We start from the raw sequence: 20,915 nt of genomic DNA, 5'->3' as shown, positions 1-20,915 counted from the left end.
GGGTGTCCGTCACATGTGCTGCGCGGACAGCAGCCGGGCGTCGGTGATCAGACCGGACGTCTCGTCGGCGAATTCCAGCACCTGCGTGACCCGCACCAGGCCGCCGTCCGGGTTCCGCATGGTCACCACGGCGAGGATCGTGCCGTCGGCCTGTTCCCGGATGTCCTGGATCTGGATGGCGTCCATGGAGCTCCACGCCTCGATCAGCTTGCCGGCTTCGGACTCGGCCAGCAGCGGCGTGAGCAGCGACTTCGCGCCGTAGGGATCGGCGTCGACGGTCTGGTAGAACTTCCGGACCGCGTCGATCTTGCCCTCGGCCGTGCTGATCGCGGCCGGTTTGGCCGCCGGCCGCGAGCTGGTGCTGCTGGTGGCCGAGCCCTGCCTCGACAGCGAACCCGACCCGGTGCCCGAAGACGGCTGGGCCGTCGTGCTGGCGCTCGTCGACGTCGGCTTCTCGTGCTTGCGCTGCGGCTCGGTGGAGTCCGGGACGGCGAGCCCGCCGAGCGCGGCGGCTCCGCTCATCACCTCGGGTGCGGCGGCGCTCGTCACCGAGCCCTGCCGCTGGGTCCCCGCGAGCACGCCCGCGGTGACGACGGCGCCCGCGACCAGCAGTCCGGCGGCGACGAGACCGGCCATCTTGGCCCGCCGGGCGGCGCGGCTCTCCGGCTCGTCCTCGTCCGGTTCGGGGCGCGGCGACGGCTCTTCACGGGTGCGGGCGGGAACGAACTTCTGCGGCTCACGGAAGACCTGCTCGAGATACTCGCGGTCGACGCGGGTGTCGTTCAGGATCTCTTCCGGGATGACGTCCTCGACACGTACGGCGTCTTCACGCCGTATGCGCTGTCGATCAAGCACGAAATTCCTCGCTCTGGTCCGGGGCAGGCGCTGGGCCGTTCGGCCGACGCCATTGGTCCGCGCGGCCGTCTTCTGAACGGTGCGAACCTTGCTGTCGTCAGGTAACCCTGTGGAGACGGCCCACGGCCAGGCTCTATCGCCGGAATGCCATCGCGATACGACGAACGGCAGCTTAGGTCACCCACCCGGACCAGGGACAACCGCTCGTCGCACCGCACGTGCAGAGGAACAGGACACTTGCACGTGCGCGATCGCCTACATGCCGTCGTCGACGATCTTGTCGTCGTCACCGAAGGTGAACGTGCGCTGTTCCATGGTCTTCGTTCCGTCTTTGTGAGTGACTTCGACGGTGTTGACCGTGACGCCGCGGCGCTGGTCGATGCTGACCTTCTTGACCTCGAAGTAGGCGACGTCGGCGTAGCGCTCACGGAGGCCCTGCGCGCCTTCTTCACGCAGGCCACCGGAGGTCACCGCGGCGGCCTGCTGGGGGTTGGTGGTGACACTGTTGAGGAAGGTCTCGGTGTGGTCGCCCATCGCCTGCGCGTCCGGCTGCGACGCGTACCAGGGCGAGGTCGTGGTGGTGCGGTCGGCGGGCATGACCGGCGGTTTCTGCGGCGGCCGCGCGCTCGACGACGTCGCGGGCCGTCCGGTCGTGACCGGTCCGCCCGCGCCGGGCCGCGTCTCGCCGTCGCCGGTGCTCTCGTCGTCCGAGGGGGTGCCGGAGTTGGAGGAGCTGCGGTCGTCCTGGGAAGAGGAATCGGTCGCGGAATCGGACGGGTTGCCCGCCGCGCCGCCCTGCGGCTGCGTGGTCGGATTGCCGGCGAGGCCTTCGTTGGTCAGCGGGCTGCCGCCGCGGTATCCGGGCCAGCCGCCCTGGCTCTGCTGCTCCGGGGCGGGTTTGCCGACCAGGAACGAACCGGCGAAAAGCAGGCCGACGACGACCAGCGCGGACGCCGCCGCCGCGAACCAGGCGGCCTTGCGCCAGGTCTTGGGCGGAGTCACCGAAGCCGGGACCGAACCGAGGTCGAAGGTGCTCAGCCCGTCGAGGGGTGGGGCTAGATAGACGCGGACGTCGTCGTCGGTCTCGACCGGTTCGGGGCGGCGGGGGGCGGGCGCTGTCAGCGTCACCTTGGTGCGTTGTGCGGCCTTCGCACGCCGTTCTTCCGCGGAAGGCGGGACGACGGGTTCGGTGAACGAGACCTCGACGCGTGCCGGGCGTTCCACGGGCACCTCGCGAGCGGGCTGGGGGAGCGGCAGCCTGCCGCTCGATGGGGCGTAGCCGGGGCTCGGCGCCCTCCTGTTCCGCGGTGGCGGCAGAGGAAGGGAACCGGTGGAAGGCGGGGCGAACTCACGGTGTGCGTGGTGCCCGTGCCCGGTCGGACGCTGTCGCCTCGGCGACACGGGTGGGGTCCAGCTCTCGGTGCCGCCCACCCGGTGACGGCCCGCCTGCGCGGCGCCGTCCCGTCCTTGGTGTTCCACCCAGCCGTTCATGTCCGAGCGACCCCCTCGTGGGCCGCCCCTGACGGCGATGTGACACCGATTAAGCCGAACGGAGCAGCGGTTTCACGGGATCCCTCGCTTGCAGACTCCCGGGCAGTCTCGTGAGCAAATGCACGCGCATGCGACTGTGGGCGCGCGGGGCCGTAGCCCCCGCGCGCCATGCGGGCATCGCCCGACCCAGACGCAAGGGTCCTCACGAGGTCCACACTAAGAGCCCGGCACCCCGCAAGTCTTCACCCGCTCTGCAAGTTGCAGATGTTTCACTCTGTCGGGCGCGCCCGAATGGGCCTCGGTGACGTTACGCAGTGCAATCGGTGCTGGTGAAGCCGTTCAGCTGCCGCTGCGGTACTTCTGCTGGGTCGATTGCAAGGCCTTGGTGGCCGTGATTCCGCTACCCGCTGCAAGCAAAATGGCGATGATGTCGAGGGGCGTTCCCCCACTAGTGAGCAGCCAGGCGAACAACGAGGCCGCGGTGGTACCCGCCGCGATCGGCCAGCGCGTCTTGACGTACTGGGCGATGGGCGTACCGCCCGCGCGCTTACCCGCCGCGTTGTTCAACATGGCGAGATAACCGAGATGGCCCAATGCGGCGAGCACACCGGCGATCGCGACGATCACGGCGATGAGGTTAATCATGTGTCCAGTTTGCCTGTTCTCGCGCCGCCATGGCTCGGGGAACACCCTGAGTTTCGCCTCACGGCACGAGATCGTGACGTTGCCGGATCGCGTTTAGCCCGCTAAAGGCGAACCTGGAGGTACCCGAGACGCCGCAGACCCTGGCGGCACAGGACAAGTCGGGCACGACACGCTCGCCTCATCCCTCGACAGCCCTCACCGGGCGTTCTCGACGTGGCTGGATCGCGTTTAGCGGGCTAAACGCGATCCGAGTGGGCGCGGGGGAGCAAGGGACCTTTGCTATCGCCCCTACCGGCCCAGCCTGCCCCGGCCCAGGTTCAACAGCGCCATCGCCAGCTGCCGCCCCTCCGGCCCGAGTTCGCGGTAGCGCGCCAGCACGTCCATCTCACGGTTGTAGACGATCCTCGTGCCGCCCGCGGCCATCCTGGCGGCGCCGATCGTCTTGGAAACCTCCACGCGGCGTTTGACCAGCCGCAGGATCTCGCCGTCGAGGAAGTCGATCTCCTCGCGGAGCTCACCGATCTCTTCGGCGGTGGCGGTGGGTTCTTCGGCGTCCGGCTTCTGTGTGGTGTCCATCGGGACCTCTCTTCGGTCCGGATTCCCTGCTGGCCCCCGGAACAGCGTAAAGCCCCGGGGTCCGCGGACTCCGGGGCTTCGGGTGATGGCATTTCGGCACTATGCGATCACGGGAGCCGGAGTCCGGGTCCCGTAAAAAAATCGCGTCGCGAGGTGCCGCATGTGGGCCATTATGCCACAGCGACACCGTCCTCCGGCTCGAAGCGGCGGCGCGCCCCGCGGACACGCGCGTGCACGAGGACGCTCATGGCCAGCCAGAACATCGGCATCGCGGGCCAGAAGAACGGCACCCCCGAAACCACCCAGCGCGCGATCAGCAGCACCGAAAGCACGACGGCCACCGCGAGGTGGATCCGCACCGCGCGATGCGCGAAGACGACGGGACGCCGCTTCGGCGCGGATTTCGGCAGATCCGAGGTGAGGGTGGCGAGTTCGTCCGTGTATTTGGCGGAATACACAGCACTCAGCCGGTCTTCCACTTCTTCGAGAGTGAGACGGCCTTCGCCGCCGGCGGCCTGGATGAGCGAGGCGACCCGCTCGCGGTCGGCGTCGGCGGCCCTGAGCCGGGAGGGAATTCCGTTGGCGTCCATGGCATCCGATCCTCCGCCGCGAACACCGTCCGCGCGTCGGACGGCAGGCGACAACACCGCCTACGCCCGGCGCTGTAGCGTGGACCGGCGATGAACACCCTCTTCGATCTCCCAGCGGACGGTCCGGCCAAGCCCCGGCACACGGACCTGCTCGACGACCTGAACCCGGCGCAGCGCGAGGCCGTGACCCACGCGGGCTCGCCGCTGCTGGTCGTCGCGGGCGCGGGTTCGGGCAAGACCCGGGTGCTGACCCGGCGGATCGCGTACCTGCTGGCCGAACGGGACGTGCATCCCGGCCAGATCATGGCGATCACGTTCACCAACAAGGCGGCCGCGGAGATGCGGGAGCGGGTGAGCGACCTCGTCGGGCGCCGCGCCAACGCCATGTGGGTGTCGACGTTCCACTCCATGTGCGTGCGGATCCTGCGCCGTGAGGCGAAAACACTGGAGATGTCGTCGAGTTTCTCCATCTACGACTCGGACGACACGAAGCGGCTCATCACCCTCGTCGCGCGCGATCTCGACATCGACCCGAAGAAGTACGCGCCGCGCACGCTGGCCGTGAACATCTCGAACCTCAAGAACGAGCTGATCGACCCGGAGACCGCGGTCGCCGACGCGGGCAACGACCTCGAACGCCGCGTCGCCGAGGTCTACGTCGAGTACCAGCGGCGGCTGAACCAGGCCAACGCGTTCGACTTCGACGACCTCATCATGCGGACGGTCGAACTGCTCCAGACCTTCCCGGACGTCGCCGAGTACTACCGGCGGCGGTTCCGGCACGTCCTCGTCGACGAGTACCAGGACACGAACCACGCGCAGTACACACTGGTCCGCGAACTGGTCGGCACCGAGGCGAACGAGGCCGGGATCGAGCCCGCCGAGCTGTGCGTCGTGGGTGACGCGGACCAGTCGATCTACGCCTTCCGCGGGGCGACCATCCGCAACATCGAGGAATTCGAACGCGACTTCCCGAACGCGCGGACCGTTCTGCTGGAACAGAACTACCGCTCGACCCAGACGATCCTGAACGCGGCGAACGCGGTCATCGCGCGCAACCCGAACAGGCGCGCGAAGCGGCTGTGGACCGATTCCGGCGACGGCGAGAAGATCGTCGGCTACGTCGCGGACAACGAGCACGACGAGGCGGCGTTCGTCGCGGGCGAGATCGACGCGCTGGCGGACAAGGGCGAAGCGGACTACTCCGACGTCGCGGTCTTCTACCGCACCAACAACCAGTCGCGGGTGTTCGAGGAAATCTTCATCCGCCTCGGCCTGCCGTACAAGGTCGTCGGCGGCGTGCGGTTCTACGAACGGCGCGAGGTCCGCGACATGCTCGCGTACCTGAGGGTGCTGGCGAACCCGGAGGACACGGTCAGCCTGCGCCGGGTCCTCAACGTCCCCAAACGCGGCATCGGCGACCGTGCCGAAGCGGTCATCGCGACGTATGCCGAGCGGGAGCGCATCTCGTTCGCGCAGGCGCTGCGCGGCGCGGTCAACGGCGAGGTCCCGCTGCTGAACCCGCGGTCGGCCAAGGCGATCACCGGGTTCGTCGAGTTGCTGGACGAACTCGGCGAGGTCGTCGAGAGCGGCGCCGAAGTCGCCGACGTCCTCGAAGCGGTCCTGGAGCGCACGGGCTACCGCGCGGAACTGGAAGAGTCCGACGACCCGCAGGACGCGTCGCGGGTGGAGAACCTGACGGAACTCGTCACCGTCGCGCGGGAGTTCACCGAATTCACCGCCGAGGTCGCCGGTCCGGACGGCGAACTCCCCGAGCCCGACCCGGGCGTGCCGGAGCCGGGTTCGCTGCCCGCGTTCCTGGAGCGGGTCTCGCTGGTGGCGGACGCGGACTCGATTCCCGCCGCCGACGGTGGAGACGACTCCGACGGGCACGACGCGGGCGTGGTCACGCTGATGACCGTGCACACCGCGAAGGGTCTCGAATATCCGGTCGTCTTCGGTACCGGCTGGGAAGACGGGATCTTCCCGCACATGCGAGCGCTCGGTGACCCGACCGAACTGGCCGAGGAACGCCGGCTCGCCTACGTCGCGATCACCCGGGCCAGGAAACGGCTGTACGTCTCCCGTTCGATGGTGCGTTCGGCGTGGGGTCAGCCGCAGATGAACCCGGCTTCGCGGTTCCTCGACGAACTTCCCGCCGACTTGGTCGATTGGCGCAGGCTGGCGCCTTCCTCCTCTTCCGGTGGCTTCGGCTCCTCGGGAGGTTCGCCGCGCGCCGCGACGACGTGGGGCAACCGCGGTGGCGGCTCGTCGTCGCCGTCGAGGTCGACGGGTACGAGCCCGTTCGGCAAGGGCTGGAAGGACACCGTCGCGCTCAAGCTCGACGTCGGCGACAGGGTCAGCCACGACAAGTACGGGCTCGGAACCGTCGTCGCCTGCGATGGCGCCGGGCCCCGGGCCACGGCGACCATCGACTTCGGCGCGGCCGGCAAGGTCCGGCTGATGCTCATCGGCAGCGTCCCGATGGTCAAACTCTAGCTCTGACCTGCGGTTTCCCCGCCGCGACCGAAAACTGTCGGACCCTTCCCGTATACCTGTGTCATCGAACACGAGTTCGATGCGCTGGGGTATGCTGGACAAGCCGGTGTACCCCGATCAGGGGAGGGGGCGCACGGTGTGGACGGGGTCTTGTTTGGGGTTCTCTCGAGTGGGGTACTCGAGTACTTGCGGGGTGTTGAAAAAGGGGCGGGGCCGGATCGGGGTCCGGAACCGCCGGAAGTGCTCAGGCTGGTCGCGGCCTGGCGCGCGTTACTGCGGGCGCACGAACCGGACGGGGCCGGACGGTGCGTCGTATGCGGGCACGCGCGGCGATGGCTGTTCGGGCCGCGGCCAGCCGGGTATCGAAATCTTCTCTCGGGACTTCTCGCCGGATGGCGGCCGATCGAACGGCGCCCGGCGGGTCTCTGCACGGTCTGGCAGATCGCCGTGGGGTACTTCATCCGAAAACTGCCCGACGGCGTGGCATGAGGGCGTTCAGGGCCCGGAAAAACACCTGTGCTCCGAGCCGGAGGACCTACGACGCTTCCCGATGTCCTCAAAGGGGGAAGCGGAGTTCCTGAAGGCGTGCCTGAGCGTCGTTGCCCGGCACGCCCGTGATTCAGGCTGGATCACCGGTGTGGTGAAGGAGTCGCACGGCGGAAAACCGTGCGGTGAAGGGGAGAACGGGGCTCGATCAGCCGACGTTGACGCCACGGGCAGCGAGCCACGGGCGCGGGTCGATCTTCTTCGTGCCGTTCTGCCACACCTCGAAGTGCAGGTGCGGGCCGGTGCTCTGGCCACGGTTGCCGACCTCGGCGATCTCCTCGCCGCACTTGACCTTCTGGCCTTCGCGGACGGAGAACGAGTTCATGTGGCCGTAGACGTGGACGGTGCCGTCGGAGAGCTGGACCTTGACCCAGAGGCCGAAACCACTGGCCGGGCCCGCTTCGATGACCGTGCCGTCGGAGGCCGCGACGATCGGCGTGCCGATCGGGGCCGCGAGGTCGATACCGAGGTGGCTCGTGCCCCACCGGGCACCGAAGCCCGAGGTGAAGGTGCCCTTGGCGGGCATGCAGGTCTTGGGGCGCTTGGCCTCTTCTTCGGCCTTGCGGGCCGCTTCGGCCTCACGCTTCACGCGGGCCTGGGTGATGCTGTTGTTGTCCGAGAGCTTCTGGGCCTCGGCGGAGGCGTTCGCCGACTGGCTGGTCGGCAGCAGCTCGGGGGCGCCACCACCGGCTCCGCCACCGAGGGCGAACGAGGCGCTCGCGTCCTGGGTGCTGGCCAGCGGGGTGACAGCGGCGTCGGAGGATTCCGAAACGGACTTCAGGGTCTGCCCGGCAGCGGCGGCCGCGAAGGCGCCGGCGGCGACGGCCGCGACCACGACACGGCCGCGAAGGGCCGAGGACGGGGGCGACAGTCGGTGCGAGCCCCGGACGCGAACGACCGCACCATCGAGTGCGTTCTCGAGCGCCGGGGAAGGAGCTTGGCCGCCGGGGGAGCGGTGTGAAGCCAAGACGGGGCCTTCCGTGTTCGGGGAGTCGGATCAAGAGCCCGGGCGGGGGAACCCGGTGAAGAACCTCGGGGGTGGTTCGTTCGGTGCTCTCATTCGTGATCTGACTGTAATGGGGACCCGGGGACAGTAACGAAGCGGCACCCCGGTCAGCAAGATCTGGCGGCGCTCTCGGCCGATCGGGCGACGGAGATCTGGCCGTTATCCAGTGAAGATTACCCAAAGTTAGAGCAGGTTTACTCTTAACCTTGTGATTTGCGTTACAAGATCATGCGGCCGTTCGGGGGTACCGAAGGGCCGGAATGGAGGCAAACGAGGGAAATAACCGGTTGCCCGGTGATGTTGAAGGACGCTTGACCGCTCTCAGCCGTGTCCGAGACCTGTGGTGCCCCTGCTGGCGGGCCCGGTCAGGCCCGGCTTGCTAGCGTCGCCGTCGATGACTTCGCGCTCACGGCACCCCGGCGAAACAGCCGGGCAAGCCGCCCCCGGGTCCGCGTCCGCCGAACTTCCCCGGAGCGAACCGGGCGCCCGCCCGCGAGCGCTCCTGCTGTCGGCGGGGCTGGTGTCGGCCGGTGCGGTCGCCCTGGCCGTCGGTGCGCTGATGCCCGTCGTGCGGGGCGGTTCGCCCGGGTTCACCGCCGCTCCGCTGCTGGTCGTGCTGGCTTTGGCGCCCGCGGTGGCCGTGCTCTACGCGGTGTCGACGGGACGTCCGGGGCTCGCGGCCGGACTGGTGCTCGGCCTGACCGCGCTCGCGCCCGGACGGCTGCTGCTGGACCTGCAATTGCTCGCGGACGGATCCCTGGCCTCGCGGCCGGAACTGTTCCTCGCCGACAGGCTGCTCACCTTGCCTCCGGTGGGGCCGGGACTGTGGCCGCTGGTGGCAGGCCATCTGCTCACGCTCGTCGCCGGGGTGTTCGCCGCCGGGACGGCCCGTGACGAGGCGGAGCTGGCGGGCGAACTCGACGGACGGCGCCGCTGGCGGCTCCTCGGGCCCGTGCTCGGCGTGACGGGCGGGATCGGCCTGCTGCTCGCACCGCTCGGTTCGGGCAACGCGTACCTCCTGGCCAAGAACGCCTTCGAGGGTCCGACGGTCGCGATGGCCAGCTACCTGCTGCTGGCCGCGATGCTGCCGCTGACCGTGCTCGTGGCGGTGAGTTCGCCCGCGGCCGGGGTCGGCAAGGGCGGGTTCGCCGGGGCGGGCCTGGCGGCGCTCGCGGTCGGCGTGCCGCCGATGGTCGCGGGACTCGTCGTGGACCGGCTTTCGATCGCGCCGGGCTCGGTGCTGGTGACCGTCGCGGGCCTGGCGCTGGTCGGGCTGGCCTTCACCCGGTTCGACGTCGCGGACGCGGGAGAGGCGGCCACCGGCGACCTGGCCGGTGAGGCCAGGCTGCCCGGGTTGTTCTGGTGGCGGCTGGCCACCGGTGGGCTGGCGTTGTCCGCCGCGGCGGCCGCGGCGGCGGGCGCGCTGACCCCGGTACTGAAGGCCAACGGGCCGACGCCCGTGCCCGAGACACCGGCGCGCTGGCTGTTGCTCGGCGCCGCCATCGTGCTCGCCGTGCCCGCGCTGTTCGTCTTCGTGCCGCGGCTCTCGGCGTTCGCCAGGGGAGTCGTCGCGGCGACGTGGGCCGGTGTCGTGCTCGCGGCGGCCGCGGTACTGAGCGCGGCGCTGGCCGTGACCGAGGACAAGGCGGTGGACCCGGCATCGTTCGGCGTCGACCTGCCGCTGCCGTTGCCGGACAAGGTCGGGTACTCGGCGGCCCAGGGCGTCACGTGGACCTTCATCGCGCTCGCGCTGGCGGCCATGGCCGCGCTCGCCGCCGTGATCACCGGCGTCGTGGAACGCGACGTCACCGACGACGCCGCCGGGATGGACGTCGAGGCGGACGGGCCGCGGGCCGGCGGTGCCGTGCTGACCCCGGTCGTCGCGGCGGCGGTACTCGCGATCGCCGCGTTCGGCACACCGGTGTTCGCCGCGCCCGGCTACACCGCTCCGGGTCTGTGGTCGGACTTCGGCGCGGCGTCATGGGGCCTGCTCGGCGCGCTCGCGGTCGTCCTCGGTCTGTACGCGCTCGTCCCGCGTTCGCGACCGGTCGCGGCGGCGGCCGCGCTGGCCGGTGCCGCGCTGGTGCTCGGCCTGCGCGCGGCGGAATTGCCGCTCGTCGGCTCGGAGCACGACGGCTCTTCGGCGGGGATCGGGTTCTGGCTCGCGCTGGGCGCCGCCGTCGTCTCCCTCGTCGCGGCCGCGATGGCCGTCGCGGGCTCGCGGCGGTCCGCGTGACACGTCGTCTCCTTCGTGTCGTGCTCGCCGAGTTCGGTGTCGGGGAAGGCGCGTCGGTCGCGCTGGGGAGAGCGCTGCGCGACGACGGGGTCGAGGTCGTCTATGCCGGGCGCCTCGACACCACCGAGCAACTACTCCGGACGGTCGAACAGGAGGATCCGGACATCCTCGGCGTCGTGCGTGGCGCGAGTGAACCGGAAGGGCTCGCCGACGCCCTCCCGGACGTCCTTCTCTTCGCGGTCGGTAACGGCCCGAGCGGATTCGACAACGCCTTCGAAAGCCTGGAAGAGGCGGCGAACTGGGTCTCCGGTGTGCGGTCTCACACCGTGGAAAGCCCGTCTGACCGCGTACGGTGACCGACTTCACCAGGTGCGGAGTCCCCTGCTTCTGCGCAGGTCGCTAACCTCGACTGGTCCGACAGCGCGGTCCGGAAACGGACCACCACAGTGGCGTGTCGTCAGGAGACTGGAGTAGTGGACCTCTACGAGTACCAGGCGAGGGATCTCTTCGCCGCCCACGGAGTACCGGTTCTGCCGGGTGCCGTGGCAAACACCCCCGAAGAAGCCAAGGCCACCGCCGAGAAGATCGGCAACCAGGTCGTCATCAAGGCGCAGGTCAAGACCGGCGGCCGCGGCAAGGCCGGCGGCGTCAAGCTGGCCCAGACGCCGGACGAGGCCGCGGAAAAGGCCGAGGCGATCCTCGGTCTCGACATCAAGGGCCACATCACGCGTCGCGTGCTGGTGGCCGAAGCCTCGGACATCGCCGAGGAGTACTACTTCTCCTTCCTGCTGGACCGTGCGAACCGCACCTTCCTCGCGATGGCTTCGGCCGAAGGTGGCGTGGAGATCGAGCAGCTGGCCGTCGAGCGTCCCGAAGCGCTCGCGAAGATCCCGGTCGACGCGATCATCGGTGTCGACAAGGCGAAGGCCGTCGAGATCCTGACCGCGGGCAAGTTCCCGGAGAACGTGGTCGACGAGGCCGCGGACGTCGTCGTGAAGCTCTGGGAGACCTTCGTCTCCGAGGACGCGACCCTGGTCGAGGTCAACCCGCTGGTCCGTGACCCGCAGGACAAGATCATCGCCCTCGACGGCAAGGTCACCCTCGACGAGAACGCCTCGTTCCGTCAGCCGGGCCACGAGGCCCTGGTCGACAAGGACGCGGAGAACCCGCTCGAAGCCAAGGCCAAGGCCAAGGACCTCAACTACGTCAAGCTCGACGGCGAGGTCGGCATCATCGGCAACGGCGCGGGCCTCGTGATGTCCACGCTGGACGTCGTGGCCTACGCGGGCGAGAAGCACGGCGGCGTCAAGCCCGCCAACTTCCTCGACATCGGCGGCGGCGCCTCGGCCGAGGTCATGGCGGCCGGGCTGGACGTCATCCTCAACGACACCGACGTGAAGAGCGTCTTCGTCAACGTCTTCGGTGGCATCACCGCTTGCGACGCGGTCGCGAACGGCATCGTCGAGGCGCTGAAGATCCTGGGTGACGAGGCCTCCAAGCCGCTCGTCGTGCGGCTGGACGGCAACAACGTCGTCGAGGGTCGCCAGATCCTCGCCGACGCGAACCACCCGCTGGTCACCGTGGTGGACACAATGGACAACGCGGCCGACAAGGCCGCCGAGCTCGCCGCGGCAGGTGCGTGAGATGTCGATCTTCATCAACGAGAACAGCAAGGTCATCGTCCAGGGGCTCACCGGCTCCGAGGGCATGAAGCACGCGACCAAGATGCTGAAGTCCGGCACGAACATCGTGGGTGGCGTCAACGCCCGCAAGGCCGGCCAGACCGTCTCCGTCGAGGGCAAGGAACTCACCGTGTTCGGCACGGTCGAGGAGGCCATCAAGGAGACCGGCGCCGACGTTTCGGTCATCTTCGTGCCGCCGAAGTTCGCCAAGGACGCGGTCATCGAGGCGATCGACGCCGAGATCCCGCTCGCCGTGGTGATCACCGAGGGCATCCCGGTGCACGACTCGGCCTACTTCTGGGCGCACGCGGTCGCGACCGGCAACAAGACCCGGATCATCGGGCCGAACTGCCCCGGCGTGATCAGCCCCGGCAAGTCGAACGCGGGCATCATCCCGGCCGACATCACCGGTGCCGGCCCGATCGGTCTCGTGTCGAAGTCGGGCACGCTGACCTACCAGATGATGTACGAGCTGCGTGACATCGGTTTCTCGACCGGTGTCGGCATCGGCGGCGACCCGGTCATCGGCACCACGCACATCGACGCCCTCGAGGCGTTCGAGGCCGACCCCGAGACCAAGGTCATCGTGATGATCGGCGAGATCGGCGGCGACGCCGAAGAGCGCGCCGCTGCCTACATCAAGGACAACGTGACCAAGCCGGTCGTCGGCTACGTCGCGGGCTTCACCGCGCCCGAGGGCAAGACCATGGGCCACGCCGGCGCCATCGTCTCCGGCTCCTCCGGCACGGCCGCCGCCAAGAAGGAGGCCCTCGAGGCCGCCGGCGTCAAGGTCGGGAAGACCCCGAGCGAGACCGCCGTCCTGGCGCGCGAGCTGTACAACAGCCTCTGATCCTTCGGAGACTGAGCTCTTCCCGGCGGGCCGGGCACCACACCGGTGCCCGGCCCGCCTGCTTCTGCCACCGGATCGCGTTTAGCCCGCTAAACGCAGGTCGGGGCCGCGTCGACTTTCGCGGGCTAAACGCGATCCGGCGGGCGCGTCGACTTTCGCGGGCTAAACGTCACGTGGCGGGCAGGGCGACTTTCGCGGGCTAATCGCGAAGTGGGGCTTCGCGAGGGGTTCCGCGGGGAACCCGATCGGGTGTACAGACGTCTCAGAGCCCGAGAAGCGACGTGACCGCGTGCGTGCGCTAGCGTTCGAGCATCACAGCCGCCTCGTTTGTCCCGGGAGTCCCGCGCGCCCCGGGGTGCCGGTCGAACGACAGGAGAGCATTCGGATGTCCTATCCCAGCGGTGGGCCCGGCTACCCCCAGCAGGGTGGCGGCCAGCAACACCCCAACCCCGCGTCGGGGGCCTTCCCTCAGCAGCAGGCGCCGTCACCGGCGGCTCCGCTGAACCTGGCGCTGCTGCTCGCGCTCGCCGTCACGGTCCTCGGCCTGGTGCAGTTCTTCATCGGCTTCTCCGACGAGGCCGACGCCGCCGGACAGGTCTCGATCTTCCTCCTGGTCAGCGGTCTGCTCGCGGCACTGCACGCGCTGCCGCGCGGCCCGAAGACGCTGCCGTTCGCGGCATTGTTCAGCGTCCTCGGCGCGTTCGGCGGCCTGGACCTGATCATCGGCTACGGAAGCGGTCGTGACGAGGTCTCGGTCCCGGGCATCCTCACCGTGGTCCTGATCCTCGGCATCCTGCAGATGCTGGTCGCGGTCGCGGCGCTGCTGTTCGAGCACGACGTCATCAAGCTGCCCGCCGCGAAGCCGCAGCAGGCGCCGCAGGCCCCGTACAGCCAGCAGTTCCCGCAGCAGGGCCCGCAGGGTCCGTTCGGCCAGCAGGGTCAGCAGGGCCCGGCCGCCACCCAGGTCCAGCCGTTCCCCGGCGCGGGCCAGCAGGGGCAGCCAGGTCAGCAGGGCGAGCCGTCCGGTCCGTTCGCGCAGCCGGGCGGATTCCAGCCGCCGGTCACGCAGCCGCCGGGGCAGCAGGCCACGACGTACGCGCCGCAGCAGGGCCAGTTCTTCCAGCAGCCGCCGTCCTCGTCGTCGGAGTCGGGCCAGAACCCGGGTACGCCGCCGGGCGGTTTCGGCCAGCAGAGCTGATCTTTCGAACGTAGAACACCCGCTGTGACTCTCCGTGTCACAGCGGGTGTTTTCGCTTTCCGGGTTACCCGACCGGGTGGGTTGGGCCACGTGCGCCGTTCGGCGGCGGCGTGCCTCACCCGGACGGAGCAGCACGGATGTCATGGTGCGGATCATGAAGATGCTCACCCGCGACGAACGCCCGCCGGGCGAAGAGCCGGTGAGCGACCTCGTCCCCGAGCCGGAGGTGTCCAGGGCGAAGCGGGTTCGGGTGTTGCTCGCCGCGGCCTGCTCGCCCCTGCTCTTCTCCTACACCGTCGTCGCGCTGGTCCTCGCGGTCGTCTCGTTCGCCGCCGACCGGACCCGGTTCTCCGCCACCGGCGCCGTGCTCGCCGCCGGGCCGGGCTGGCTCGCCTCGTGGCAGGTGGAACTCGACCTCGGCGGGCATCCGCTCGGCGTGCTGCCGTTGCTGCCGACGCTCGTCGTCGCCTGGCTCACGGCCAGGGCGGCCACGCGGGCCGTCCGCCGGATCGGTGGCCGGACCCCGGCCGACGCCGTCCCGGTGGTGACCGTGATCGCCGGGGCGCACGCCCTGTTCGGCGTGCTCATCGCCTTGCTGACCGGCGGATCGCCGATCGGCGTCAACCCGCTGACAGCCTTCTGCGTGCCGGGGCTCATCGCCGGATTCGCCGCCGTCGCGGGAATCGCCAAGGTCTGCGGGCTGCCTGCCTCGGTCCGGGACCGGTTCGACCCGGTGGCCGTCCACGGTCTGCGAGCGGGCGCGCTCGGCCTCGCCGCGATGATCGCCTGCGGCGCGGTGGTGTTCACCGTGGCCACCGCCCTCTCGTGGTCCACTGTGGACAGTTTGTTCGAGCCGGGATTCGGCACGAGCTTCGGCATGTTCGTGCTTTCCGTCGCCTATCTGCCGAACGCGGTCGTCGCCGCGTTGTCCTTCACCACCGGGCCGGGTTTTTCGATCGGTTCGCTGACCGTCGGCATGTTCGGCTACCAGGAAGGACGGCTGCCCGGCGTGCCGGTGCTGGCGGGGATCCCGTCGCACCACGCGGTGTGGTGGCCGGCGTTGCTGCTCCTGCCCGCGCTGGTCGGCGCGCTGGTCGGCTGGAAGATCCGCGCGATCGACGAGGATCCGATGCTGCGCATGCGGGCGGTCGCCGTCGCGGGCGCGCTCGTCGCGTTCGGCTGTGTCGTCCTCGGGACCCTCGCCGGCGGCAGGCTCGGCGACGGGCCGTTCGACCCGGTCAGCGTGCCGGTCGGGGTCGCGTCGGTGATCGCGTTCTGCTGGATCGTCATCCCCGGCGGATTCGTCGCGTTCTTCGCCGGAGCGCACGAGCCTCCCGAACCGCCGGGCGAACCCGACGTCGAAATCATCGACGAGGATGTCGCAGTCGAGCCCGAAGTGGCGGAGCCCGCAGAAGAAGTGGAAGAAGCCGAAGCCGAGCTCGACGAAGAATTCGACGAAGAGGCCGAAGAGGAACTCGCCCGAGAACTGGGTGAGACCCCAGCGGATTCGGAGCCCGAACCCGAGCCCGAGCAGGACGTCGCTGTGACCGAGTCCACCGACGGGTCCGGCGACGAAAGCGCGCCCGGCGGCGACCGTTAGGGTTGTCGCGACCAGGTGAAGCGCCGTACGCCCGAGTGCGTACCGCCGTGGCAAGGAGCCCGTTCTGGCTAGTCGGTTGGACCTGCCCACTCCGGTGAAGCTCGTCGTCCTCGCGTCCGGTTCCGGCACGCTGCTGCAAGCCGTGCTCGACGCGGTCGAAAAACCGAACTTCCCGGCGAAAGTGGTCGCCGTCGGCGCGGACCGCACCGGGATCGAAGCGCTCACCCGGGCCGAACGCGCGGACGTGCCGTCGTTCACCGTGCGGATGGCCGACCACCCGGATCGCGCGGCGTGGGACAAGGCGATCACCGAAGCCGTCGCCGCCTATCAGCCGGACCTGGTCGTCTCGGCGGGGTTCATGAAGATCCTCGGCGCCGAATTCCTCGCGCGGTTCCCCGGCCGCGTGATCAACACGCATCCGGCGTTGCTGCCGTCGTTCCCCGGCGCGCACGCCGTGGCCGACGCGCTGGCGATGGCGGTCAAGGTCACCGGGTCGACGGTTCATTTCGTCGACGCCGGAGTCGACACCGGGCCGATCATCGCGCAGGAGCCGGTGATCGTGGAGTCCGACGACGACGAGCACGTCCTGCACGAGCGGATCAAGGCCGTGGAACGCAGGCTCCTGGTGGAAACGATCGAAAAACTCGGCCGGAGCGGGTGCGCGGTCGAGGGACGAAAGGTGAGGTTTTCGTGAGTACCGCACAGGGACAGCGTCCCGTCCGGCGCGCGCTGATCGGCGTCTCCGACAAGGCCGGACTGCTGGAGCTCGCCACCGGGCTGCACGCGGCGGGTGTCGAGATCGTGTCGACCGGTGGCACGGCGAAGGTCATCGCGAACGCCGGGGTGCCGGTGACGCCGGTCGAGGAGGTCACCGGGTTCCCCGAGTCCCTCGACGGCCGGGTCAAGACGCTGCACCCGCGGGTGCACGCGGGCCTGCTCGCCGACCGCGACCGCCCGGAGCACGTCGAGCAGCTCAAGCAGCTGGACATCGCGCCGTTCGACCTGCTCGTGGTCAACCTGTACCCGTTCAGCCAGACCGTCGCGTCGGGTGCGAGCCCGGAGGACTGCGTCGAGAACATCGACATCGGCGGTCCGGCGATGGTGCGCGCCGCGGCGAAGAACCACAACAGCGTCGCCGTCGTGGTCGACCCCTCCCGCTACGAGTGGGTGCTGGAACGCGTCGCCGCCGGCGGTTTCGAGCTTGCCGACCGCAAGCGGCTCGCCGCGCAGGCCTACGCGCACACGGCGGCGTACGACACCGCCGTCGCCGCGTGGTTCGCCAACGCCTACGCGCCCGCGGACGACTCCGGCTTCCCGGACTTCACCGGCGCTTCGTGGGAGCGCGGCGACGTGCTGCGCTACGGCGAGAACCCGCACCAGAAGGCCGCGCTGTACAAGCACTGGCGGCCGGGCCTCGCGCACGCCGAACAGCTGCACGGCAAGGCCATGTCGTACAACAACTACGTCGACACCGACGCCGCGCGCCGCGCCGCCTACGACTTCGACGCCCCGGCCGTCGCGATCATCAAGCACGCCAACCCGTGCGGCATCGCGGTCGGCGAGGACATCGCCGAGGCGCACCGCAAGGCGCACGCGTGCGACCCGGTTTCGGCCTACGGCGGGGTGATCGCGACCAACCGGCCGGTGAGCCGCGAGGCCGCCGAGCAGATCTCCGAGGTGTTCACCGAGGTCGTCCTGGCGCCGGACTTCGACGCCGAGGCGCTGGAGATCCTGCAGCGCAAGAAGAACGTGCGGCTGCTGAAGCTGCCCGCGATCACGTCGCCGGATCCGATCGAGTTCCGGCCGATCTCCGGCGGCATGCTGGTGCAGACCGTCGACACGATCGCCGCCGAGGGCGACGACCCGGCGAACTGGACTCTCGCGACCGGGGCGCCCGCCGACGAGCGGACGCTGGCCGACCTCGAGTTCGCGTGGCGTTCGCTGCGCGCGGTGAAGTCGAACGCGATCCTGCTGGCGAACGACGGCGCGACCGTCGGCGTCGGCATGGGCCAGGTCAACCGGGTCGACTCCTCGCGGCTCGCGGTCTCGCGGGCGGGCGAGCGGGCGAAGGGCTCCGTCGCCGCTTCGGACGCCTTCTTCCCGTTCCCGGACGGGCTCGAGGTCCTGCTGGAGGCCGGGGTCCGCGCCGTCGTCCAGCCGGGCGGGTCGATCCGCGACGCCGAGGTCATCGCCGCCGCCGAGGCCGCCGGGGTCACCCTGTACCTCACCGGCACGCGCCACTTCGCCCACTAGCCCGACCTGCGTTTAGGGGGCTAATCGCGATCTGGCGACGGACTTGCGTTTAGCCCCCTAATCGCGATCCGGGGGTGCCCGTGGACCGCGCCGTGGGCATTCCCGGTGCCCGCCCCCGGCCGCCGTGCCATGCTGACCGCGTGTCGCCTTTAGCGGGCTAAACGCGATCTGGGCACCGACCTGCGTTTAGCCCCCTAATCGCGACGCGGAGCGTACGCAAGGATCGGTAGGAGGATCGGTGCACCAGCCGCCGCAGGGGTACGGCCAAGGGCCGGGGCATGGCCCGCCACCTGGGCCGGGAGGCCAGCCGGGCTACGGCCGGCAGCCGGGTTACGGGCCGCCTCAGCCAGGCGGACCGGGCTACGGGCAGCAGCCCGGATACGGCCAGCAACCCGGGTATGGCCCGCCTCCCGGGTACGGCCCGCCCGGCTACGGCCAGCCGCCCAAGAAGAAAAAGACCGGGCTGATCGTCGGCCTGATCGTGGGCGGCGTGGTGCTGCTCGGCCTGGGCATCCCCGGCGGCATCTTCGCGTCGGAGTACTACTCGTCGGTCGGCAAGGCACCGGTCTCCGAGCAGCCGCCCGCCGAGTGCGCGATCTCCCCGGACGTCCTGAACAAGACGCTCATGACCAGCTTCCAGGGCTCTCGCGAGAACGAGATCAAGGCGCTGGAGATCGTCACCAAGCAGCGTGGGTGCGCCTGGCTGGCACCGGACGGCGACAACGTCCACGACCGCGCCCTCCAGGTCACGATCTATCGCCACGAGGGGCCGGACGCCGAGAAGCGCGCGGCGGAGGCGTCTCCCGGGTCGGCCGCGCCGTCCGAGCGCCAGCAGCAGGTTCAGGGCATCGGGGACAAGGCGGTCCTCGTCTCCCTCGACACCGACAGCGCCTTCAGCGGTGCCGAACTGCGTTTCACCCAGGGTGTGTACGTCGTCATCGTCACCTACAAGGGCTGGGACAAGGGGTTCTTCACGAACTCGCCGATCCCGCCGGCGGAGTCCGCCGAAGCGGCGAAGTCCGTCGGCGCCGACATCGTGAAGAAGCTGCCCCGCTAGGCGTACAGACCGTTCAGCCAGGCCGTCCACGCCTTCTCGGCCTTGTCCAGGTCGGCGTCTTCGGCGAACAGGTGGTGCCCGATGCCGACAGGCCGGCCCCAGACGTTCCGGCCGTAGAAGCGGTACAGCGCGTCTTCCGTCCGGATGCCGATGAAGGCCGACGTCAGGTAGTCGACGACGCCTTCGATCGTGCCGACGCCCGGCACCTCGAAGCGCACCTGGTCGCCCGCGAGTGTCGCGCCGATCGCCCTCCGCACGACCTCGAACGCTTCGGGAGCCTTCGACGTTTCGGGCGCGTCGGTCTTGAAGTACTTCACCTCCCGCCGGTTGAAGTGCGTCAGGTACTCGCCCAGCGAGTGGTAGTAGAACGCCGTGTGCCGCTTGCACGCGTCGTACTCCACGTCGAAGTCGTCGAGGACCGTGTTGTGCTCGTAGCGCAGATACGTGCCGCCATCCTTCGGTTCGAGGACGTATTCGAGCGTGTTGAACCAGCCGTTCTCGTCTTCCGCGTAGGTGACGAAGCGTTGTGACGGCTTCCAGACCGTCACCATGCCGCCGTTCGGGGTGAGGCCGGACTCGGCGCCGCCGTCGCGCGGTTCGTACCGGATCGGCCAGAGCCAGCCGCCGCTGCCTGTGGTGATCGCCGCCCAGGTGTCGGCGGGCGTAGTGGGCATGAAGCCCTCGAAGCGGACCTCGGATTCCTTCGCCATGTCTGTCCCTTTCTCGTGTGCCTTCACAGACGCGACGCCTGGCCAGGGCCCGTTTCGACAACCGGATCGCGTTTAGCCCGCTAAAGGCGACGTGACCCAGGTCACATATCGCGAGTGTCGAAGCGCGGGGGACGGCGGCGTCCCCGGGACGTCCGCGAAGAAAGCGACCCGAGGAGAGCGACATGCAGCAGAGCACGATCGACGAGATCCTGAACCGCCCGCTCAGCCAGGAGCTCCTGGCCCGCGACCTGGCCCGGCTGGCCTACACCGCGCTCGACGGCACGCCGCGGTCGATCCCGATCGGCATCCACTGGAACGGCAGGGAGATCGTCATGTGCACCCCGACGAACGCGCCGAAGCTGGCGTCGTTGCGCCGCAACCCCGCGGTCGCCCTGACCATCGACACCGAATCGCACCCGCCGAAGATCCTGCTCCTGCGCGGCACCGTCGAGCTGGACTACGTCGACGGCATCCCCGACGAGTACCTGCAGTGGAGCGGCACCTACGAGATGACACCCGAGCAGCGGGTCGAATGGGAGGCGAACGTGCGGTCGCTCTACGACGGCATGGTCCGCGTCGTGGTGACCCCGACCTGGGTCAAGCTCATCGACTTCGAGAACACTCTGCCCACCGCCGTCGAAGAACTCATGCGCCGTCAGAGCGCCTGAAAGGAAACCGGTCATGAAACTCGAACACGTCGGCGTCGTCGTCCACGATCTCGAAGCGGCCAAGGCGTTCTTCACCGCGCTCGGTCTCGAACTGGAAGGCGAGGTGTCGCTCAAAGGCGACACGGTCGATCGCCTCACCGGGCTCGACGACGTCCGGACCGACCTCGCCATGATGCGGACGCCGGACGGCCACGGCGGGCTGGAGCTGATCAAGTACCAGGCGCCGAGGCGGGACGGCCATTCCCGCGTGCCGATGAACACGCCCGGCATCCGTCATTTCGTGTTCTCGGTGGAGGACATCGAGGACGTCCTCGAGCGGTTGCGCTCGCATGGCGGCGAGCTCGTCGGCGAGCTGGTGCAGTACGAGGACAGCTACCGGCTCTGCTACGTCCGCGGCCCGGAAGGGATCACCGTCGAGCTCGCGGAAGAGCTCGTACGCCGGGAAGCGTAGCG

General features: G+C 69.6%; 20 protein-coding genes. 13 read left to right on the top strand and 7 right to left on the bottom strand.

Annotated features, from left to right (window positions below):
• Positions 1–9 precede the first annotated feature (9 nt).
• From ACFWMR_RS16970 to ACFWMR_RS16950, 5 genes are all read right to left on the bottom strand, one after another.
• On the bottom strand, positions 10–855 hold the full coding sequence (locus ACFWMR_RS16970) for a hypothetical protein (RefSeq protein WP_378379011.1): 846 nt from the start codon (positions 853–855) through the stop codon (positions 10–12).
• 255 nt (positions 856–1,110) lie between these two features.
• Positions 1,111–2,346, bottom strand: coding sequence for a hypothetical protein (locus tag ACFWMR_RS16965; protein WP_378379010.1), 1,236 nt, complete (start codon positions 2,344–2,346; stop codon positions 1,111–1,113).
• Positions 2,347–2,685: 339 nt separating this feature from the next.
• Positions 2,686–2,991 carry a hypothetical protein gene (locus ACFWMR_RS16960; RefSeq protein ID WP_093935161.1) on the bottom strand — a complete coding sequence of 102 codons (306 nt, stop codon included), beginning with the start codon at positions 2,989–2,991 and terminating at the stop codon, positions 2,686–2,688.
• A 288-nt stretch (positions 2,992–3,279) separates the two neighbouring features.
• A complete protein-coding gene (locus ACFWMR_RS16955) occupies positions 3,280–3,567 on the bottom strand; it encodes a chorismate mutase (protein ID WP_093935160.1) in 288 nt (95 codons plus the stop codon).
• A 170-nt stretch (positions 3,568–3,737) separates the two neighbouring features.
• Complete coding sequence (locus ACFWMR_RS16950; RefSeq protein ID WP_378379009.1) at positions 3,738–4,157, bottom strand: DUF1707 SHOCT-like domain-containing protein; 420 nt, start codon at positions 4,155–4,157, stop codon at positions 3,738–3,740.
• Positions 4,158–4,247: 90 nt separating this feature from the next.
• On the opposite strand from ACFWMR_RS16950, the gene pcrA reads away from it, so the two are divergent.
• Together pcrA and ACFWMR_RS16940 are read left to right on the top strand one after the other, a co-directional pair.
• On the top strand, positions 4,248–6,656 hold the full coding sequence (gene pcrA, locus ACFWMR_RS16945) for a DNA helicase PcrA (RefSeq protein WP_093935158.1): 2,409 nt from the start codon (positions 4,248–4,250) through the stop codon (positions 6,654–6,656).
• Positions 6,657–6,896: 240 nt separating this feature from the next.
• Positions 6,897–7,145, top strand: a complete 249-nt coding sequence (locus ACFWMR_RS16940; RefSeq protein WP_378379008.1) for a hypothetical protein — start codon at positions 6,897–6,899, stop codon at positions 7,143–7,145.
• 205 nt (positions 7,146–7,350) lie between these two features.
• On the opposite strand, the gene ACFWMR_RS16935 is transcribed toward ACFWMR_RS16940, so the two are convergent.
• Positions 7,351–8,037 (bottom strand): M23 family metallopeptidase, encoded by a 687-nt coding sequence (locus ACFWMR_RS16935; protein WP_378379007.1) that lies wholly within the window; start codon positions 8,035–8,037, stop codon positions 7,351–7,353.
• Positions 8,038–8,602: 565 nt separating this feature from the next.
• Between ACFWMR_RS16935 and ACFWMR_RS16930 the strand changes: the two genes are divergently transcribed.
• The 9 genes from ACFWMR_RS16930 (at position 8,603) to ACFWMR_RS16890 (ending at position 19,084) form a co-directional block, all read left to right on the top strand.
• On the top strand, positions 8,603–10,444 hold the full coding sequence (locus tag ACFWMR_RS16930) for a hypothetical protein (RefSeq protein WP_378379006.1): 1,842 nt from the start codon (positions 8,603–8,605) through the stop codon (positions 10,442–10,444).
• Entirely contained in the window at positions 10,441–10,800 is a 360-nt protein-coding gene (locus ACFWMR_RS16925) for a hypothetical protein (RefSeq protein ID WP_378379005.1), read from the top strand. Before ACFWMR_RS16930 ends, ACFWMR_RS16925 begins: the two co-directional genes overlap by 4 nt.
• Positions 10,801–10,917: 117 nt before the next feature.
• On the top strand, positions 10,918–12,087 hold the full coding sequence (gene sucC, locus ACFWMR_RS16920; protein WP_184899224.1) for an ADP-forming succinate--CoA ligase subunit beta: 1,170 nt from the start codon (positions 10,918–10,920) through the stop codon (positions 12,085–12,087).
• A gap of 1 nt (position 12,088) precedes the next feature.
• Positions 12,089–12,976: a succinate--CoA ligase subunit alpha gene (gene sucD / locus ACFWMR_RS16915; protein WP_378277856.1), complete on the top strand. Its 888-nt coding sequence runs from the start codon at positions 12,089–12,091 to the stop codon at positions 12,974–12,976.
• 385 nt (positions 12,977–13,361) lie between these two features.
• Entirely contained in the window at positions 13,362–14,174 is an 813-nt protein-coding gene (locus ACFWMR_RS16910) for a DUF5336 domain-containing protein (protein WP_093935169.1), read from the top strand.
• A gap of 142 nt (positions 14,175–14,316) precedes the next feature.
• A complete protein-coding gene (locus tag ACFWMR_RS16905) occupies positions 14,317–15,774 on the top strand; it encodes a cell division protein PerM (protein WP_378379004.1) in 1,458 nt (485 codons plus the stop codon).
• A gap of 76 nt (positions 15,775–15,850) precedes the next feature.
• Entirely contained in the window at positions 15,851–16,468 is a 618-nt protein-coding gene (purN, locus tag ACFWMR_RS16900) for a phosphoribosylglycinamide formyltransferase (RefSeq protein WP_093935171.1), read from the top strand.
• Positions 16,465–18,027 carry a bifunctional phosphoribosylaminoimidazolecarboxamide formyltransferase/IMP cyclohydrolase gene (purH, locus tag ACFWMR_RS16895; RefSeq protein WP_378277647.1) on the top strand — a complete coding sequence of 521 codons (1,563 nt, stop codon included), beginning with the start codon at positions 16,465–16,467 and terminating at the stop codon, positions 18,025–18,027. The genes purN and purH overlap by 4 nt, the downstream gene beginning before the upstream one ends.
• A 238-nt stretch (positions 18,028–18,265) precedes the next feature.
• Entirely contained in the window at positions 18,266–19,084 is an 819-nt protein-coding gene (locus ACFWMR_RS16890; RefSeq protein WP_378379003.1) for a hypothetical protein, read from the top strand.
• On the opposite strand, the gene ACFWMR_RS16885 is transcribed toward ACFWMR_RS16890, so the two are convergent.
• Complete coding sequence (locus ACFWMR_RS16885) at positions 19,081–19,794, bottom strand: SRPBCC domain-containing protein (RefSeq protein WP_378379002.1); 714 nt, start codon at positions 19,792–19,794, stop codon at positions 19,081–19,083. The genes ACFWMR_RS16890 and ACFWMR_RS16885 overlap by 4 nt on opposite strands.
• Positions 19,795–19,976: 182 nt before the next feature.
• Here ACFWMR_RS16885 and ACFWMR_RS16880 point away from each other — a divergent pair, with 182 nt between their 5' ends.
• Both ACFWMR_RS16880 and ACFWMR_RS16875 read left to right on the top strand, forming a co-directional pair.
• Positions 19,977–20,462, top strand: coding sequence for a pyridoxamine 5'-phosphate oxidase family protein (locus tag ACFWMR_RS16880; protein WP_093935175.1), 486 nt, complete (start codon positions 19,977–19,979; stop codon positions 20,460–20,462).
• A 13-nt stretch (positions 20,463–20,475) separates the two neighbouring features.
• A complete protein-coding gene (locus tag ACFWMR_RS16875; RefSeq protein WP_378379001.1) occupies positions 20,476–20,913 on the top strand; it encodes a VOC family protein in 438 nt (145 codons plus the stop codon).
• Positions 20,914–20,915: the final 2 nt, after the last annotated feature.

Source organism: Amycolatopsis thailandensis, from assembly GCF_042723255.1.
GTDB lineage: Bacteria > Actinomycetota > Actinomycetes > Mycobacteriales > Pseudonocardiaceae > Amycolatopsis > Amycolatopsis thailandensis.
The sequence above is the reverse complement of the archived record's forward strand: the minus strand, read 5'-3'. Positions and strand labels throughout refer to the sequence as shown.

Coding starts and splice junctions, on each gene's coding strand:
- ACFWMR_RS16960 (WP_093935161.1), bottom strand. CDS start 2,991: ATGATTAACCTCATCGCCGTGATCGTCGCGATCGCCGGTGTGCTCGCC.
- ACFWMR_RS16950 (WP_378379009.1), bottom strand. CDS start 4,157: ATGGACGCCAACGGAATTCCCTCCCGGCTCAGGGCCGCCGACGCCGAC.
- ACFWMR_RS16965 (WP_378379010.1), bottom strand. CDS start 2,346: ATGAACGGCTGGGTGGAACACCAAGGACGGGACGGCGCCGCGCAGGCG.
- ACFWMR_RS16955 (WP_093935160.1), bottom strand. CDS start 3,567: ATGGACACCACACAGAAGCCGGACGCCGAAGAACCCACCGCCACCGCC.
- ACFWMR_RS16875 (WP_378379001.1), top strand. CDS start 20,476: ATGAAACTCGAACACGTCGGCGTCGTCGTCCACGATCTCGAAGCGGCC.
- ACFWMR_RS16905 (WP_378379004.1), top strand. CDS start 14,317: ATGGTGCGGATCATGAAGATGCTCACCCGCGACGAACGCCCGCCGGGC.
- pcrA (WP_093935158.1), top strand. CDS start 4,248: ATGAACACCCTCTTCGATCTCCCAGCGGACGGTCCGGCCAAGCCCCGG.
- ACFWMR_RS16885 (WP_378379002.1), bottom strand. CDS start 19,794: ATGGCGAAGGAATCCGAGGTCCGCTTCGAGGGCTTCATGCCCACTACG.
- ACFWMR_RS16910 (WP_093935169.1), top strand. CDS start 13,362: ATGTCCTATCCCAGCGGTGGGCCCGGCTACCCCCAGCAGGGTGGCGGC.
- ACFWMR_RS16930 (WP_378379006.1), top strand. CDS start 8,603: ATGACTTCGCGCTCACGGCACCCCGGCGAAACAGCCGGGCAAGCCGCC.
- sucD (WP_378277856.1), top strand. CDS start 12,089: ATGTCGATCTTCATCAACGAGAACAGCAAGGTCATCGTCCAGGGGCTC.
- ACFWMR_RS16880 (WP_093935175.1), top strand. CDS start 19,977: ATGCAGCAGAGCACGATCGACGAGATCCTGAACCGCCCGCTCAGCCAG.